Origin of the sequence: Mycolicibacterium austroafricanum (assembly GCF_000612725.1) — a bacterium.
GTDB lineage: Bacteria > Actinomycetota > Actinomycetes > Mycobacteriales > Mycobacteriaceae > Mycobacterium > Mycobacterium austroafricanum.
Map to the genome: position 1 here is coordinate 196,428 of NZ_HG964450.1, position 16,361 is coordinate 212,788.

The 16,361-nt window shown below is 69.8% G+C and carries 15 protein-coding genes; 2 read left to right on the forward strand and 13 right to left on the reverse strand.

The features are described from left to right. The 4 genes from BN976_RS32305 to rimP form a co-directional block, all read right to left on the reverse strand. Positions 1-610, reverse strand: a 610-nt coding sequence (locus BN976_RS32305) for a translation initiation factor IF-2 N-terminal domain-containing protein (protein ID WP_199558892.1), incomplete at its 3' end; no start/stop codon positions are given. Between the two features lie 102 nt (positions 611-712). Then, positions 713-1,204, reverse strand: a complete 492-nt coding sequence (locus tag BN976_RS32310; protein WP_308212935.1) for a YlxR family protein — start codon at positions 1,202-1,204, stop codon at positions 713-715. Then, on the reverse strand, positions 1,144-2,157 hold the full coding sequence (nusA, locus tag BN976_RS01050) for a transcription termination factor NusA (protein ID WP_036367228.1): 1,014 nt from the start codon (positions 2,155-2,157) through the stop codon (positions 1,144-1,146). The genes BN976_RS32310 and nusA overlap by 61 nt, the downstream gene beginning before the upstream one ends. Next, positions 2,154-2,684, reverse strand: coding sequence for a ribosome maturation factor RimP (gene rimP / locus BN976_RS01055; protein ID WP_011779537.1), 531 nt, complete (start codon positions 2,682-2,684; stop codon positions 2,154-2,156). Before rimP ends, nusA begins: the two co-directional genes overlap by 4 nt. A gap of 164 nt (positions 2,685-2,848) precedes the next feature. On the opposite strand from rimP, the gene BN976_RS01060 reads away from it, so the two are divergent. Together BN976_RS01060 and BN976_RS01065 are read left to right on the forward strand one after the other, a co-directional pair. Further along, entirely contained in the window at positions 2,849-3,370 is a 522-nt protein-coding gene (locus BN976_RS01060) for a twin-arginine translocation signal domain-containing protein (RefSeq protein WP_036368909.1), read from the forward strand. Next, positions 3,367-3,837, forward strand: a complete 471-nt coding sequence (locus tag BN976_RS01065; RefSeq protein WP_011779535.1) for a ferritin-like domain-containing protein — start codon at positions 3,367-3,369, stop codon at positions 3,835-3,837. The genes BN976_RS01060 and BN976_RS01065 overlap by 4 nt, the downstream gene beginning before the upstream one ends. Before the next feature lie 7 nt (positions 3,838-3,844). Here the strand turns inward: BN976_RS01065 and BN976_RS01070 are convergent, their stop codons facing one another. From BN976_RS01070 to mqo, 9 genes are all read right to left on the reverse strand, one after another. After that, a complete protein-coding gene (locus tag BN976_RS01070) occupies positions 3,845-5,602 on the reverse strand; it encodes a proline--tRNA ligase (RefSeq protein WP_036367232.1) in 1,758 nt (585 codons plus the stop codon). Positions 5,603-5,625: 23 nt separating this feature from the next. Then, entirely contained in the window at positions 5,626-7,152 is a 1,527-nt protein-coding gene (locus BN976_RS01075; protein WP_011779533.1) for an MFS transporter, read from the reverse strand. Positions 7,153-7,227: 75 nt separating this feature from the next. After that, a complete protein-coding gene (locus BN976_RS01080) occupies positions 7,228-8,859 on the reverse strand; it encodes an MFS transporter (RefSeq protein ID WP_011779532.1) in 1,632 nt (543 codons plus the stop codon). A 33-nt stretch (positions 8,860-8,892) separates the two neighbouring features. Continuing rightward, a complete protein-coding gene (cobA, locus tag BN976_RS01085; RefSeq protein WP_011779531.1) occupies positions 8,893-10,101 on the reverse strand; it encodes a uroporphyrinogen-III C-methyltransferase in 1,209 nt (402 codons plus the stop codon). Between the two features lie 23 nt (positions 10,102-10,124). Next, positions 10,125-11,489: a cobyrinic acid a,c-diamide synthase CobB gene (locus BN976_RS01090; RefSeq protein WP_036368914.1), complete on the reverse strand. Its 1,365-nt coding sequence runs from the start codon at positions 11,487-11,489 to the stop codon at positions 10,125-10,127. Between the two features lie 268 nt (positions 11,490-11,757). Then, positions 11,758-12,372, reverse strand: a complete 615-nt coding sequence (gene cobO, locus BN976_RS01095; protein WP_036367235.1) for a cob(I)yrinic acid a,c-diamide adenosyltransferase — start codon at positions 12,370-12,372, stop codon at positions 11,758-11,760. 12 nt (positions 12,373-12,384) lie between these two features. After that, positions 12,385-14,301, reverse strand: coding sequence for a magnesium chelatase subunit D family protein (locus tag BN976_RS01100; RefSeq protein ID WP_036367237.1), 1,917 nt, complete (start codon positions 14,299-14,301; stop codon positions 12,385-12,387). Continuing rightward, positions 14,298-14,744 carry a GNAT family N-acetyltransferase gene (locus BN976_RS01105; RefSeq protein WP_011779527.1) on the reverse strand — a complete coding sequence of 149 codons (447 nt, stop codon included), beginning with the start codon at positions 14,742-14,744 and terminating at the stop codon, positions 14,298-14,300. The genes BN976_RS01100 and BN976_RS01105 overlap by 4 nt, the downstream gene beginning before the upstream one ends. Before the next feature lie 14 nt (positions 14,745-14,758). Next, positions 14,759-16,315 carry a malate dehydrogenase (quinone) gene (gene mqo / locus BN976_RS01110; RefSeq protein ID WP_011779526.1) on the reverse strand — a complete coding sequence of 519 codons (1,557 nt, stop codon included), beginning with the start codon at positions 16,313-16,315 and terminating at the stop codon, positions 14,759-14,761. Positions 16,316-16,361 lie beyond the last annotated feature (46 nt).

The following is a 16,361-nucleotide window of genomic DNA, read 5'->3' on the forward strand; positions in this document are numbered from 1 at the left end:
CGGGGCGTGCACCCTGCGGACGAGGCGGCATGCTGCCGGGCGAGGCGCCGGGCCGGGGGCCACCGCCGGGACGGGGACCGCCTGCGCCGGGACCCGGCCTGGGACCGCCCGGACCCTGAGGCCTGGGCGCCGGCCGCTCGACCGGCTGCTGCGAAGAGAACGGGTTGTTGCCGACCCGGGGGGTCCTGGCTGCGGGCTTGGGTGCACCCGGCTTCGGGGCGGAGGGCCCCGGGCGCGGTCCCGGCGTCGGGCCGGGCCGGGCCGACGGCGCAGCAGGCTCCGCCGGGGTCGCCGCCGCGGGCGCGGCCGGTGGTGCAGCCGGCGCGGCGGGCTGTTGCGCTACCGGCGGGCCGGGCTTGGGGCCGGGCCGGCTCTGCGGCGCGGACGGCTTGACCGTCGCACCGGCAGCACCATTGCCGCTGGGCGCAGCCTTGGTCTTGTCGGACTTGGAGCCACCGTATGACTCCCGGAGTCGGCGGGCGACGGGAGCCTCCACCGTCGACGATGCCGACTTGACGAATTCGCCTTGCTCACTGAGCCGGGCGAGTACTTCCTTACTTGTGACACCGAGTTCCTTAGCCAACTCGTGCACGCGGGCCTTACCTGCCACTACATCTCCTGTCTGGGAGGCGACAGCGGTGGTAGGCGCCGCGCCTCGGGTTAGCTATGACGCATGGTCATCGGGACTTCACGGTGTGCTCATGTTCTTCGCTTACCTGTTCTCTTGACCGGGTGTGCCGTGCGCGTCCCCGGTGGGGAAACGCTCTGACAACGCGGTGATGTCCGGTGAACCGGTGATCCGTAACGCTCGGCCGAAGGCCCGCCGCCGGACCGCGGCTTGCAGGCAGACCGGATCGGGATGCAACCAAGCGCCCCGCCCAGGAAGCCGTCTCGCTGAGTCAACGGTCACGGTGCTGGGTCCATTCCCAGGTCCGTTTCCACTGTCTGCAGCGACAACCCGAAGCAATTCGACGGCCAGCTCTCGTTTCCGGCACCCGATGCAGGTCCGCACCGGCCCCGCAGTGGGGTTGATGGCACTTTTCCGCATCCGAGCCGATGTCTCGCGCTGGATCACAGCTGAGTCTACCGTCACCGCACTGCTGAGAGGAAAACCGGTGTGCAAAGCCGACGACGCGCCGCCGGTCAACGCTCCTCGACCGCGCCTTCTTTGGCGGCGTCGTCGCTGCGGATGTCGATGCGCCATCCGGTCAGGCGCGCCGCCAGACGTGCGTTCTGGCCCTCCTTGCCGATCGCGAGAGAGAGCTGGAAGTCCGGCACGATGACGCGCGCCGCACGGGCGGCCTCGTCGATCACCGTCACCGACACCACCTTGGCCGGCGACAGCGCGTTGGCCACGAACCGCGCCGGGTCCTCGTCGTAGTCGATGATGTCGATCTTCTCGCCGGACAGCTCACTCATCACGTTGCGCACCCGCTGCCCCATCGGGCCGATGCAGGCGCCCTTGGCGTTCAGCCCTGGCGCCCTGGTCGCCACCGCGATCTTGGAGCGGTGGCCGGCCTCCCTGGCCACCGCGACGATCTCCACCGAGCCGTCGGCGATCTCGGGAACCTCCAGGGAGAACAGCTTGCGCACCAGATTCGGATGCGTTCGCGACAGGGTGATGAGCGGCTCCCTGGCGCCGCGCGTCACGCCGACGACGTAGCACCGCAACCGGTCGCCGTGCTCGCACCGCTCTCCGGGCACCTGCTCGGCGGCCGGGATCACACCTTCGGAACCCTTGGTCTCGCTGCCCATCCGGACCACCACGAGCCCTCGGGCGTTGGCGCGCGCATCACGCTGGATGACGCCGGCGACGATGTCGCCCTCGCGCGCCGAGAACTCGCCGTAGTTCTTCTCGTTCTCGGCGTCGCGGAGCCTCTGCAGGATGACCTGACGCGCGGTGGTCGCCGCGATTCGGCCGAAACCCTCTGGGGTGTCGTCCCATTCGTGCAGCACGTTGCCGTCTTCGTCGGTCTGGCGGGCGATCACCTTGACGGCGCCGGTCTTGCGGTCGATGTCGATGTGCGCGTCGGCCTCGTGGCCCTCGGTATGCCGGTAGGCCGTCAGCAGTGCCGATTTGATGGTGTCGACCACCACGTCGACCGAGATACCCTTGTCGGCCTCGATCGCGTGCAGGGCCGCCATGTCGATGTTCACGCTCGGGCTTCCTTCCTGGAGACGCCCGCCAGCTCCAACTCACGCGGACTCGGCGGCGAAAACTCCACCTGGACAACAGCTTTGGCGATCGCGTTGAGTGCGATCTCGCGGACCGAAAGGTTACTTCGCCCCTCACGCACCACGACGCCGACCGTCCCGTCGGCGACCCCGCCGATGCGGCCGGTCAGCACGGATCCGTCGGTCAGTGTGATCTCCGCCAGGCGCCCGCGCGCCCTGCGGTAGTGCTTTTCCGTGGTCAGCGGGCGATCCACCCCGGGCGAGGTCACCTCGAGCACATACGGCGCGGAGTCGAGACCGTCGAGCAGTTCGGAGGCGATCCTGGACAGTTCGGCGACAGAGTCGAGATCCAGGCCGTGGTCGCTGTCGGTGACCACGGTGATGCGCGGTGGCCGGGAGGCGGCATCGATGACCACGTCTTCGAGGTCGTAACCGGCACGCGTGAATTCACCGTCGAGCAGTTCGACCACCTGTCGTTGCGACGGCAATCCCGTAGACCGCTCCGCCACGGCGAGCTCCTCGTCTTGAGTTGTCCGGACACGGTGCGCAAGAGGGCTCCTGCGAATCCGACTCCCCACGATACGCCAGCGCCAGGTGCCCGAACGACCAAAAGCGCGCACCGCACCGTGGGCGGCAGCACCGCCCGCCGGGACCCGGATGGCAGGATGTGGGCGTGCCGAGCCGCCCGCCGACCCTCAGCCGTCGACGCGTCCTCGTCGGTGCGGCCGCGCTGGCAGCGCTCGGCGTCACCGCCGCGGGCTGCGGCGATCCGCCCCCTCCCCCGGATCTCGACGATCTCACCACCGCGCTGGACCGGGCCCGCTCCGACAGCCGGCTGGCCGACGACGTCGCCGCCACGGCCCGCGGCAAGCTCGCCGACGCATTGACCGGGATCGCCGCGCAGCGCTCGGCGCACGCCGAGGCGCTGGCGGAGGAGATCGTGCGCATGACCGGCCGTGCCGCACCGACCACCAGCGTGACGTCGTCAACGGGGGCGCTGACGACCACCACGACGGCGTCGGTTCCGGCGCCGACCGCCGAGGACGTGATCGGCGCCCTGCGCACCTCAGCCGACAGCGCCACACACGCCGCCGGAGCGCTGAGCGGCTACCGGGCCGGGCTGCTCGCCTCGATCGCCGCGGCGTGCACCGCCGCCTACTCGGTCACGCTGGCCGGTGCGGGAGGTTCACGATGACCGCCCCGGACCAGGGGATGCCGTCGCGGCCCGACGACGCGGCCGACGGCGCGCTGTTCGACGCGATAGCCACCGAGCACGCCACCATCTACGGGTACGGGTTGGTGTCGGCGCACTCGACTCCGGACGTCAACTATCTGGTGTCGGAGGCGATGGCCGAGCACCGCGCCCGCCGCGAGGCGGCCATCGCGCTGCTCGCAGAACAGGGTGCCGAGGCGCCGCTGCCCGCGGCCGGATATCAACTGCCCATGGAGGTCGACACGCCGGCGGAGGCGGTCGACCTCGCGGTTCGGATGGAAGAGGACGCCGCGGTCGCGTGGCGCGCCGTCGTCGAGCAGGCCGCCGACCAGGCGGTGCGGGCGTTCGGCGTCACCGCGCTGACCGAGTGTGCGCTGACCGCCGCCCGGTGGCGCGCCGTCCGCGGCGACTCGACGGTCACCGTCGCGTTCCCGGGCGGCAGCGAGTAGATCCGGGCTATGCCCCGGCCAGCGCGGCGCTGATCCGCTCGGCCGCGCCGTCGACCGGGATCTCGTGCTTGTCGCCGCCGAACCGGTCGCGCAACTCGACGATGCCGTCGGCCCAGCCGCGCCCCACCACCACGATCCACGGCACCCCGAGCAGTTCGGCGTCCTTGAACTTCACGCCGGGCGAGGCCGTCCGGTCGTCGAGGAGCACGTCGACGCCGAGCCGGTCGAGTTCGGCGGCCAGTTCGGTGGCGCCCGTGCGCGCGTCGGCGTCCTTGTTGGCGATCACCACGTGCACATCGAACGGTGACACGGTCGACGGCCAGCGCAGCCCGAGTTCGTCGTGATGCTGCTCGGCGATGACCGCCACCAACCGCGACACCCCGATCCCGTAGGAGCCCATGGTCAGCCGCACCGGTTTGCCGTTCTCGCCGAGCACGTCGGCGCCGAACGCGTCGGCGTACTTGCGGCCCAGCTGGAAGACGTGGCCGATCTCGATGCCGCGCGCGGCGACCAGCGGTCCGGCACCGTCCGGCGAGGGGTCACCCGCACGGACCTCGGCCGCCTCGATCGTGCCGTCCGGGGTGAAATCGCGCCCGGCGACCAGGTCGACGACGTGCTTACCCAACTCGTCGGCGCCGGTGATCCACGCTGTGCCGTCCACCACTCTGGGGTCGACGAGATAGCGGACGCCGTTGGCCAGCAAGGCTTTCGGACCGATGTAACCCTTCACCAGGAACGGGTATCTGGCGAAGTCGGCGTCGTCGAGCATTGCGTACTCGGCCGGTTCCAGCGCCGCCCCGAGGCGCTTGTCGTCGACCTCGCGGTCGCCGGGCACGCCGACGCCGAGCAGCTCCCACTCGCCGCCGGGCTCGCGCACCTTGAGCATCACGTTCTTCAGCGTGTCCGCGGCGGTGACGGTCCGGCCCAGATCCGCCCCGTTGGCCCAGTCCACCAGCGTGGCGATGGTCGGGGTGTCGCCGGTGTGGTGCACGGTTGCGCTCGCCAGCCCCGCAATCTGCTCCGGGGAGATCGGTTCCGGCACCATGGTGACGACGGCCTCGACGTTCGCGGCATAGCCGGACTGCAGGCAACGCACGTAGGTGTCCTCACCGACGTCGCTCTCGGCCAGGAACTCCTCGGAGGCGCTGCCGCCCATCGCCCCGGACACGGCCGAGACGATGACGTACCGGACCTTGAGCAGGTCGAAGATCCGCTGGTAGGCCTCGCGGTGCGCGATGTAGGCGTTCTTGAGGCCGTCGTCGTCGATGTCGAACGAGTAGGAGTCGTTCATCAGGAACTCGCGGCCACGCAGGATGCCCGCGCGGGGTCGGGCCTCGTCGCGGTACTTGTTCTGGATCTGGTAGAGCCGCAGCGGGAAGTCCTTGTACGACGAGTACTCGCCCTTAACGGTGAGGGTGAACATCTCCTCGTGGGTGGGGCCCAGCAGGTAGTCGTTGTTGCGGCGGTCCTGCAGCCGGAACAGGGTGTCGCCGTACTCGGTCCACCGGTTGGTGGTCTCGTACGGGGCGCGTGGCAGCAGCGCGGGGAACAGGATCTCTTGTCCGCCAATGGCATTCATCTCATTGCGGACGATGTTCTCGATCTTGCGCAGCACCTTCAGCCCCAGCGGCAGCCAGCTGTACAGACCGGGGCCGACGGGCCGGACGTAGCCGGCCCGGATGAGCAGCTTGTGGCTCGGCACTTCGGCGTCGGCCGGATCGTCGCGCAGGGTGCGCAGGAACAGCTCGGACATGCGGGTGATCACAGCCGAACACCTTACTGATGCGCTCAGCCCTCCGTCGCTCCGCGCTGCTCCGCCGAAATCCAGAGCTCGCCTGTCTCCACCGCGTCGCGGTTGTACTTCGCCACCGCGATCTGGCGCGCCGAAAACCCGATGAACAGCGCCGCCGCGCCGACGAGCACCGAAACCGCGGCCACCCACAGCAGCGAATAGGTGTAGCCGGCGTCGAGCGCATCGAGTTGAGCGGGCGTCATGGCGGCCACCGGTCCGGTGGTTCCGCCCAGGTAGAGGGTGCGTGAGGTCTGCACCGCCTGGATGACGACCAGCACCACGGGTCCGCCGAGATTCTGCACCATCAGTGTGATCGACGAGACGGGTCCGATCTCGCGCGCTCCGACGTCGGCGATCGCGCACAGCGGCAGGATCACCGAGATCACCCCGATGCCGAAGCCGCCGACCACCAGGGGCGCGATCAGGTCCGGGACGTACGGGATGCCGCGGTCGAGTGTCGAGCCGTAGAGCATCGCGCACGGCACCAGAAGGCCGGCGCCGAGGATGATCCACCGCGGCGCGAGATAGGGCGCCACCCGGGCCGCGACGACGGTGCCGACGCCCAGCGCGAGCGCGAACGGGATGAAGGCCATGCCGGCCTGCAGCGCCGAATAGCCCATGACGTCCTGGACGTACAGGCCGATCATCACCGTCGCGCTCAGCATCACCCCGCCGGCCAGGAACAGCGAGAGGAACGTCGCCACCCGGTTGCGGTTGTCGAACACCGTCAGCGGGACGATCGGGTGGTCGGCGGAGCGCTCGACGACGAAGAACGCGACGAACAGCAGCGCCGACGCGACGGCCGCGCCGATGACGAACGGGTCGGCCCAGCCTCGGGACGGGCCCTGAGTGAAGAACAGGACGGCCGACGTGCAGGCCAGCGTGGCCAGCAGGGCGCCGGTGACGTCGAGCTTGAGTCGCTCGTGGTGCGTCTCGGCGAGCCGGAACACCGCGATCGCGATGATCGCGATGCCGATCGGGACGTTGATCAGGAAGGCCAGCCGCCACGACACGACGGTCAGCGCGCCGCCGAGCACCAGGCCGAGGACCGACCCGGTGGCCAGCATCGCCGCCGACACCGCCAGCGCGCGGTTGCGGGCGTGGCCGACGGCGTAGGTGGTGGCGATCAGCGCCAGCCCGGTCGGGGCGGCCACCGCGGCGCCTGCGCCCTGGAACGCGCGCGCGGCGACGAGCGTGATCTCCTCGGTGGCCAGGCCGCACACGAGGGAGGCGATCGTGAAGAGACCGACGCCGGACAGGAAGGCGCGTTTGTGCCCGACCGCGTCACCGATGCGCCCGCCGAGCAGCAGCAGGCCGCCGAAAGCCAGCACATAGGCGGTGATGACCCAGCTCTTGCCCGCGTCGGAGAGGTTCAGTTCGGCCTGCATCCGCGGCAGCGCGACGATCACGATGGTGCCGTCGAGCGTGGACATCAGCTGCATGCCGGTGATCGCGACGATCGCGATGCCCAGCACCGATTTCGACAACGGAGTCGTCGCGTGTTCTGACGACCCGGAAGCCATGGTGAGCCACCCTACCGAGGCGCGGGATCTCGGCGTGGTTATCGCCGCTGAGCGACGATTCTCACGCCGAAGTCACTACAGTTCGCCGGCGTCGATGGCGTCCTTGACTTCCTGCGCATGCGCGACCTGTTCGGCCGTGTATCCGATGAACAGCGCCGCACCACCGACGATGACCGCCACCGCGGCCACCCACAGCAGGCCGTACGAGTAGCCCTGATCCAGGGCGTGCAGCTGCGCGGCGTTCATGTCCTTGACCGGGCCGGTGGTGCCGCCGAGGTACAGCGTCCGCGACGTGATGACGGCCTGGATGACCGCGAGCACGACGGGCCCGCCGAGGTTCTGCAGCATCAGCGCGATGGCCGACACCGGGCCGATCTGGTCGAAGCCGACGCCGGCGATCGCCGAGATCATCAACGGCACGACGATCATGCCGATACCGAAGCCGCCGATCGTGATGGGCAGCACCAGGTTCGGGAAGTACGGGATCCCGGCGTCCAGTGTGGAGCCGTAGATCATTGCGGCCAGCACCAGGACGCCGCCACCGATCACCAGCACCCGTGGCGGGAACTTCGACACCAGCGCCGAGGACAGGCCGAGGCCGATGCCCAGCGCGATGACGAACGGGATGAAGCCGATACCCGCACGCAGGGCGCTGTAGCCCATGATGTCCTGCACATACAGCCCGATGGTCACCGTCAGCGTGAACATCACGCCGCCCGCCAGGAAGACCGCCGCGAATGTGGCCACCCGGTTGCGGTCGTGGAACAGCGCGAACGGCACCACCGGGTTCTCGGCCGTGCGCTCGACCCACAGGAAGGCGAGGAGGCAGCCGACGGCGGCGACGGCGGAGGCGACGGTCACGGGCGAGGCCCAGCCTGACTCCGGACCCATCGAGAACGCGAACACCGCGGCCGTACAGCCCATCGTCGCGAGCAGCGCGCCTGCGGCGTCGAGCTTGAGCCGCTCCTTGTTCGTCTCGCGCAGCGTCTTGCGGGCCAGATAGATCATGATCAGGCCGATCGGCACGTTCACCAGGAACGCGAGCCGCCAGGACACCTCGGTGAGAGCGCCGCCGACCACCAGGCCCATGACCGAGCCCACGCCGGTCATCGCGGCGAACACCGCGGTGGCCGCGTTGCGGGCCGGTCCCTTCGGGAACGTCGTGGCGATCAGCGCCAGAGCCGTCGGCGATGCGATGGCCGCGCCGACGCCCTGCAGCAACCGGGCGATGACCAGGGTGGCCTCGTCCCACGCGATACCGCACAGGACCGAAGCGATGGTGAACAGCGTGACGCCGACGATGAAGGTCCTCTTGCGGCCGATGGTGTCGCCGAGGCGGCCACCGAGCAGCATCAGTCCACCGAACGTCAGCACATATGCGGTGATGACCCAGCTTCGGCCGGCGTCCGACAGGTTCAGTTCGTCCTGGATCTTCGGCAGCGCGACGATGGCGATGGTGCTGTCCATGGTGGCCAGCAGCTGCATTCCGCCGATCGCGATGACCGCGGCGAAGAATCGCCGCGACGGCACCCAGGCCGGGGTCCTCCCCGCCCGCGCTCCGTCGCCTCCGCGGCCACCCGCCGTCTCGCCCAGACCGGGGATTCGAGCGGGCAGGGCACGGTCCGAAGCCCGGCCTGAGCCTCGTTTTCCACTGCCTTCAGCATCACGTTGGATGGCGGCACGCTCCGCATCGTTGAGAGCCGTCATATCGGGTTACCTTACAGTAATCTTAAGAATCCTTTAAGCGCCGAAGCCGGCCACCGCCCCGATGACGATGATCGCGGGGGGCCGAATACCGTCGGACCGGATCCGTTCCGGGGCCTCCGAGAGCGTCGCCCGCAAAGTCCGCTGCGACGATGTCGTTCCATGCTGGACGACAAGCACCGGCGTATCCGCTGGTCGGCCGCCTCTCAACAGGATCTTGACGAAGAGCTCGATGCGTTCCACCGCCATCAGCAAAACGATGGTGCCGTTCATCGCGGCCAGCGCATCCCAATTCACTAACGATTCGGGATGATCCGGCGCCACGTGCCCGCTGACCACCACGAACTCGTGGGTCAGACCGCGATGCGTGACCGGAACGCCGGCCAGTGCCGGGACGGCTATGGCGCTTGTCACACCGGGCACCACGGTGACCGGGATGCCCGCCTCGGCGCAGGCGATCACCTCTTCGTAGCCGCGGGCGAACACGAACGGGTCGCCGCCCTTGAGCCGGACGACGAACTTGCCTTCCCGGGCCCTGGCGATGAGCACCTCGTTGATCGCGTCCTGCGCCATCGCCCGGCCGTAGGGGATCTTCGCCGCGTCGATCACCTCGACCTCGGGCGACAGCTCGGACAGCAGATCCTGCGGCGCCAGCCGGTCGGCGACGACCACGTCGGCGTGGGCAAGCAGTCTGCGGCCGCGCACGGTGACCAACTCGGGGTCCCCGGGACCGCCGCCCACCAGCGCGACGGTGCCCTTGGCGACGCCGGGCGCCGCCGAACTGTCGACGCCGATCAGGCCCCGCTGCAGGGCCTCGCGGATCGCGGTGCGGATTCCCGCGGAGCGGCGGTGTTCACCGCCGGCCAGCACCCCGACCGACAGCCCCTCGTACTCGAAGGTGGCAGGGGTGACGGCGGTGCCCTCGACCGCCACGTCGGCCCGCACGCAGAAGACACGCCTGCTCTCGGCCTCCGCCACGATCGCGGCATTCACCTCGGGGTCGTCGGTGGCGGCGATCACATACCAGGCGCCCTCGAGGTCCCCGGCGCGAAAGTCGCGCATCGTCAAGGTGATTCCGTCGATCGCCTCGACCGCCGGGGTGGCAGCCCTGGTGATGACGTGCACGTCGGCACCGCTGGCCACGAGCAGCGGCAGCCGCCGCTGCGCGACCGTGCCCCCGCCGACCACGACGACCTTCTTACCGGCGAGGCGCAGGCCCACCAGATACGCGTTCTCGGATGTCAAATCGCTCCTCGCGTCCGCCGAAGTCACCCGGCGAGCCTAGTAGTTGCGGCGGCCGCGACGAAGCGGGCGATGGCCCGAGGATGGGCCGCGGGATGGGTGTGCAGGTATCCGGCGTGCACGCCGCCCAGCACCGCGCCGTCCTCGACCATCTTCGCGCCACGGCCCGAATACCGCCAGGCGGGCTGCCGGGCATCAACGAAATGCACTGTGGTGCGGTGGAATTCGTGCCCGACCACGCGGTCGCCGATGTTGTGCAGTGGCGAATCGGCGACGGCCACCGCGTCGCGGTACCCGAGGGTGAGCGATTCGGTGAACGACGCCGAACCGGAAAGCACACCGCACATCGGATGCCCGTCGAGATCGTCGACCAGGTAGGTGAGGCCGGCGCATTCGGCCTGTACCGGCGCACCACCGGCGGCCAGCGCCCTGATCTGCTCGCGTACCACCTCGTTGGCCGACAGCTCGGTGCCGAACTCCTCGGGGAAGCCACCGGGAAGCACCAGGGCCGCAGCATCAGGGGGCAGCGGGTCGCACAACGGATCGAACTCCACCACGTCGGCGCCGGAGGCGCAGAGCAGTTCCCGGTGCTCGGCGTAGCCGAAGGAGAAGGCCCTGCCCGCGGCCAGCGCTACCGTCACCCGCGCGGGTGACGTGCGGGGTGGCGGCGTCCACGGCGCGTCGTCGACGCGGCTCGAAGCCACCGACGCCACGGCGGCCAGGTCGACGTGCCGGGCCACCAGCTCGGTCATGGCCTGCACCGCCGCGGTGGCGCGACGTCCGTGCTCGACGGCGGTGACCAGGCCGAGGTGGCGCGAGGGTACGGCGAGTTCGTCGGCCCGCGGGATCGACCCGAGCACCACCGCCCCGGCCTGTTCGCAGGCCTGGCGCAGCACCTGCTCGTGGCGGGCGGACCCGACCCGGTTCAGGATCACCCCGGCCAGCCGCACCGAGCTGTCGAACGTGGCGAAACCATGTAAAAGCGCTGCCACACTGTGACTTTGGCCGCGAGCATCGACGACGAGGACGACGGGAGCGCCGAGCAGCGACGCAACGTGCGCAGTGGATCCCTGAGCGGGGCCGACGGCGGCGTCGCTGATGCGCCCGTCGAACAGGCCCATCACCCCCTCGACGACCGCGATGTCGGCGTCGTCGCTGCCGTGCCGGTACAGCGGGCCGATCAGAGACTCCCCGACGAGCACCGGGTCCAGATTGCGGCCCGGCCGTGCGGTGGCGAGCGCGTGGTAGCCGGGGTCGATGAAGTCAGGACCCACCTTGAACGGCGCCACCCGGTGGCCGGCCCGCCGCAGCGCGCCCATCAATCCGGTGGCCACCGTGGTCTTTCCGCTGCCGGACGCCGGCGCGGCGATCACCACTGCGGGCGTGCTCAACCCCTCGTCCTCCCCCACCCGTCTGCCCCCACCCCTCTGCCTGCCCCCACCCCTCTGCGCGAGCGTGCGTGTCTGCGGGCAACACGCCGCCCAAGTTGCGAAATTTGCGCACGCTCGGCCGCGATCCGGTCCGCTGCGTCGGCGTGACGCGAGGGACTTTCAGAATTGCGTCGGTCGAGCGCCTGCGTGCGCGAGCGTGCGCAAACTCGGGGAAATGCCCGGCGTGGCGGCCTCAGACACGCACGCTCGCGCAGAGGGGTGGGGGCCGTCACCACTCGATCCCTTTCTGGCCTTTGCGGCCCACATCCATCGGATGCTTGACCTTCGTCATCTCGGTGACCAGATCGGCGGCGTCGACCAGCGCCTGCGGTGCATCACGGCCGGTGATCACGACGTGCTGGGTGCCGGGACGGGCCGTCAGCGTCGAGACCACGTCGTCGACGTCGAGCCAGCCCCACTTGAGCGGATAAGTGAACTCGTCGAGCACGTAGAAGTCGTGACGCTCCTCGGAGAGCCTGCGGGAGATCTCGGCCCAGCCGTCGGCGGCCGCCGCGGCGTGGTCGATCTCGGTGCCGGCCTTGCGCGTCCACGACCAACCCGAGCCCATCTTGTGCCATTCGACCGGGCCGCCGACACCGCGCTCGTCGTGCGCGCGCCCGAGTTCGCGCAACGCGGTCTCCTCCCCGACCTTCCACTTCGCGCTCTTGACGAACTGGAACACCGCGATGTCGAACCCCTGGTTCCACGCGCGCAACGCCATCCCGAAAGCGGCCGTCGACTTACCCTTGCCCGGCCCGGTGTGCACCGCCAGCAGCGGAGCGTTGCGCCGCGCCCGCGTCGTCAACCCGTCGTCGGGAACCGTCAGCGGCGAACCCTGAGGCATCGCAACACCTTTCTACGCGGCGCCCCGGTCGGCCTGCGCCTTCACCAGAGCGGTCAGATTCTCGGCACGCAAATCGTCCAGCCGCACCGACGGCGCGCCGAGCCGGCGGGCCAGATCCTGCGCCAGATCGAGTCGGATGTAAGAGGTTTCACAATCCACCACGACGGCGGCGGCGCCCTCGGCCACCAGCCGGGCGGCCGCGGCGCGGGCCCGGCCCAGCGGATCCGGCCCGCCCGTGGCGCGGCCGTCGGTGAGTACCACAACCAGGCTCCGGCGGGCGCGGTCCCTGGCCCGTTCCCGCACCACCATGTCGCGCGCGGCCAGCAGACCTTGTGCCAGTGGGGTTTTGCCGCCGGTGTCGAAACGGGCCAGCCGCCGGCTGGCGATGTACACCGAGGTGGTCGGCGGCAGCAGCACCCGGGCATCCTGCCGGCGGAACGTGATGACGGCGACCTTGTCCCGGCGCTGGTAGGCATCCCGCAGCAGCGACAGTGTCGCACCGCTGACCGCCGACATACGGTCGCGGGCCGCCATCGACCCCGAGGCGTCGACGACGAAGATCACCAGATTGCCCTCGCGGCCTTCGCGTACCGCGCGCCGCACATCGTCGGGCCCCGGACGCACCGCGCCCGGACCCCGCCGGCGTCCCGCCGCGTTCAGCAGCGTCGCGAACATGTGCAAGCCGTGGCCGGCCCCGGCATCCTCGGTCGCCGCGATCACGGTGCCGGTGCGATTGCGGGCGCGTGACCGACGACCCGGGGCTCCCTCCCCGACACCGGGGACGACCAGCGCCCTGGTCTTGAACGTGTGCGCCGGTGGCGCGCTCTGCCCGCTGGGCGATGACGACTTCTGTTGCCGCTCTTGACCTTCCGCGACATCATCGGGATTCGACCCACCGCCCGGCGGGTCAGGCTCCGGATCTGAATCCGGCGGGCCGTCGACCGACTCCCCGGCCTGTTCCATCGCCTCGTCGAGCCGGTCAGGGTCCAGACCGGGGTCGTCGAACGGGTCGCGGCGCCGCCGGTGCGGCAGCGCCAGTTCGGCCGCCACCCTGATGTCCTCCTCGCCGACGGTCACATCCCCCGTCGCTTCGCCCGCCCCGGTCGCCGAAACGCGCCATGCGGCGTGCGCCACCGCGGTGCGCGCCACCACGAGGTCCGCGCGCATCCCGTCGACGTCGAACGCCGCGCACAGCGCGGCGATGCGTCGTAATTCGTTGTCGGGCAGCACCACATCGGCGATCAGCGCACGCGCCTTGGCGATCTGGGCGGCCAGGTCGGCGTCTGCGGCGGCGTAGCGTTCGGCGAATGCCGCCGGGTCGGCCTCGTAGGCCAACCGGGACCGGATCACCTCGACGCGGACGTCGACGTCGCGGGAGGCAGCCACGTCGACGGTGAGCCCGAACCGGTCGAGCAGCTGTGGGCGCAACTCTCCCTCCTCGGGGTTCATCGTGCCGATCAGCACGAACCGGGCATCGTGGCTGTGCGAGACGCCGTCGCGTTCGATGTGGACCCGGCCCATCGCGGCCGCGTCGAGCAGCACGTCGACGAGGTGGTCGTGCAGCAGGTTGACCTCGTCGACGTAGAGCACCCCGCGATGTGCCCGCGCCAGCAGACCGGGCGAGAACGCGTGCTCGCCGTCGCGCAGCACCTTCTGCAGATCCAGCGAGCCCACGACGCGGTCCTCGGTGGCGCCGATCGGCAGCTCAACCAATTGACCGCCGTGCTCACCGGACGCCGCGAAGGCCGCCGACAAGACGTGCGCCAGCCCGCGCACGGCGGTCGATTTCGCGGTGCCCTTCTCGCCGCGGATCAGCACTCCGCCGATGTCGGGCCGCACCGCGCACAGCACCAGTGCCAGCCGCAGCCGGTCGTGTCCGATGACCGCGCTGAACGGATAGATCGGCGGCGACGATTCCGGGGACGTCACGGCTTGACCATCGGGACGTGCGGAATCCCGTCGTCGAGAAATTCGTCGCCGTCACGGACGAAGCCGTGCCTGCGGTACATCTCCTCGAGGTAGGTCTGGGCGTTGATGTGGCACGGGTAGTCGCCGACCTCCGCGAGCGCGGCCTGCAACAGCCTGGCGGTGTGGCCGTTGCCGCGATCGCCGCGCTTGGTGCACACGCGACCGATCCGGAACGCCTTCTGCCCGGCCGGATGTTCCTCCATCAGACGCAAAGTCGAGATGACCTCCCCTTCGGGGTTCTCCAACCAGAAGTGTCGCGTCTCCGCCAGCAGGTCGCGACCGTCGAGTTCGGGGTACGGGGTGGCCTGCTCGACGACGAAGACCTCGACACGCAGCTTGAGCAACTCGTAGAGCGTCGCTGCGTCCAGGTCCTTGGCCCAACTGCGACGCAGCGCCACTGTCATCCGGCAGTCCTGAGTCAGACGGTGGCCGCGGCCGGGGAATGCTCGGTGCCGGCCGTCGATTCGTCGGCGGTGGTGGCGGGGATGCTGCTGGCGGGCTTGTCCAGTTTGAGCACCGCGGTCCCGTGCGCCCACACCTCTTCGAAGAGTTTGGGTTCGTCGGACAGTGCGGTACCGAGCGACGGGACCATCTCCTTGAGTTTGGGCTCCCAGCTCGGGTACCGGTCCGAGAAGCACCGCTTCATGACGTCGAACATCGCCGGCACCGCCGTCGACGCGCCTGGGGACGCGCCGAGCAATCCGGCGATGCTGCCGTCGGCGGCCGCGAGCACCGTCGTCCCGAACTCCAGCACCCCGCCCTTGCCCTTGGCCTTGCGGATCACCTGCACGCGCTGCCCCGCGATATCCAGCTCCCAGTCGGAATCCCTTGCGCTGGGCGCGAAGTCACGCAGATTCTCGACGCGGGCCGACTCACTGAGCAGCAGCTGGCCGATCAGGTACTTCAGCAGCCCCATCTCGGTGAGGCCGACACCCAGCATCGAGACCAGGTTGTCGGGCCTGACCGAGAACGGCAGGTCGGTGACCTTGCCCTGCTTGAGGAACTTCGGCGACCACCCGGCGAACGGGCCGAACAGCAACCACGACTTCTCGTTGATCACGCGGGTGTCCAGGTGGGGCACCGACATCGGCGGGGCGCCCAGCGGCGGCAAGCCGTACACCTTCGCCTGGTGCCGCGCCGTCAGGTCCTGATTGCCGGTGCGCAGCCACTGGCCGCCGACCGGGAAGCCGCCGAATCCCTTGGCCTCCTTGATGCCGGCCTTCTGCAGCAGCGGCAGCGCGCCGCCGCCGGCGCCGACGAAGACGAACTTGGCGTTGATGGTGCGTTTCTGCCCGGTACGGCGGTTGGCGATCTTGACCGTCCACGTGCCGTCGGAGCCCTGGGTGAGGTTGACCACCTCGTGCCCGAACAGAGTGGTCATGCCGTGCTTGGCACCGAACCCGAGGAGTTGCCGCGACAGCGATCCGAAGTCGACGTCGGTGCCGTCCTGGGTCCAGTTGAGCCCGACCGGGTTCGAGAAGTCACGCTTCTCGGCCATCAACGGCAGCCGGCGCGCGAACTCGTCACTGTCGTCGATGTACTCCATCGTCGCGAACAGTGGGTTGGTGACCAGTGCGTCGTAGCGCCTGCGCAGGTACTGCACGTTGTCCGCGCCGGTGACGAAGCTGACGTGCGGGATCGGGTTGAGGAAGCTGCGCACGTCGGGCAGCACGCCGTTCTCGACGGCGTAGGTCCAGAACTGCCGCGACACCTGGAACTGCTCGTTGACGCTCACCGCCTTGGTGATGTCGATGGAGCCGTCGGGCCGGGCCGGCGTGTAGTTCAGCTCACACAGCGCCGAGTGGCCCGTGCCCGCGTTGTTCCACGGATCGCTGCTCTCGGCGGCCGCACCGTCGAGGCGCTCGACCAACGTCATCGACCAGTTCGGTTCCACCAAACGCAGCAGCGCACTGAGGGTGGCGCTCATGATGCCCGCTCCGACCAGCAGGACGTCGGTCTTGTGTGGTTCTGACACCTTTTCGATGGTCCTTCGTGGTTGCTGCCCGTTGAAAACGGCTTAC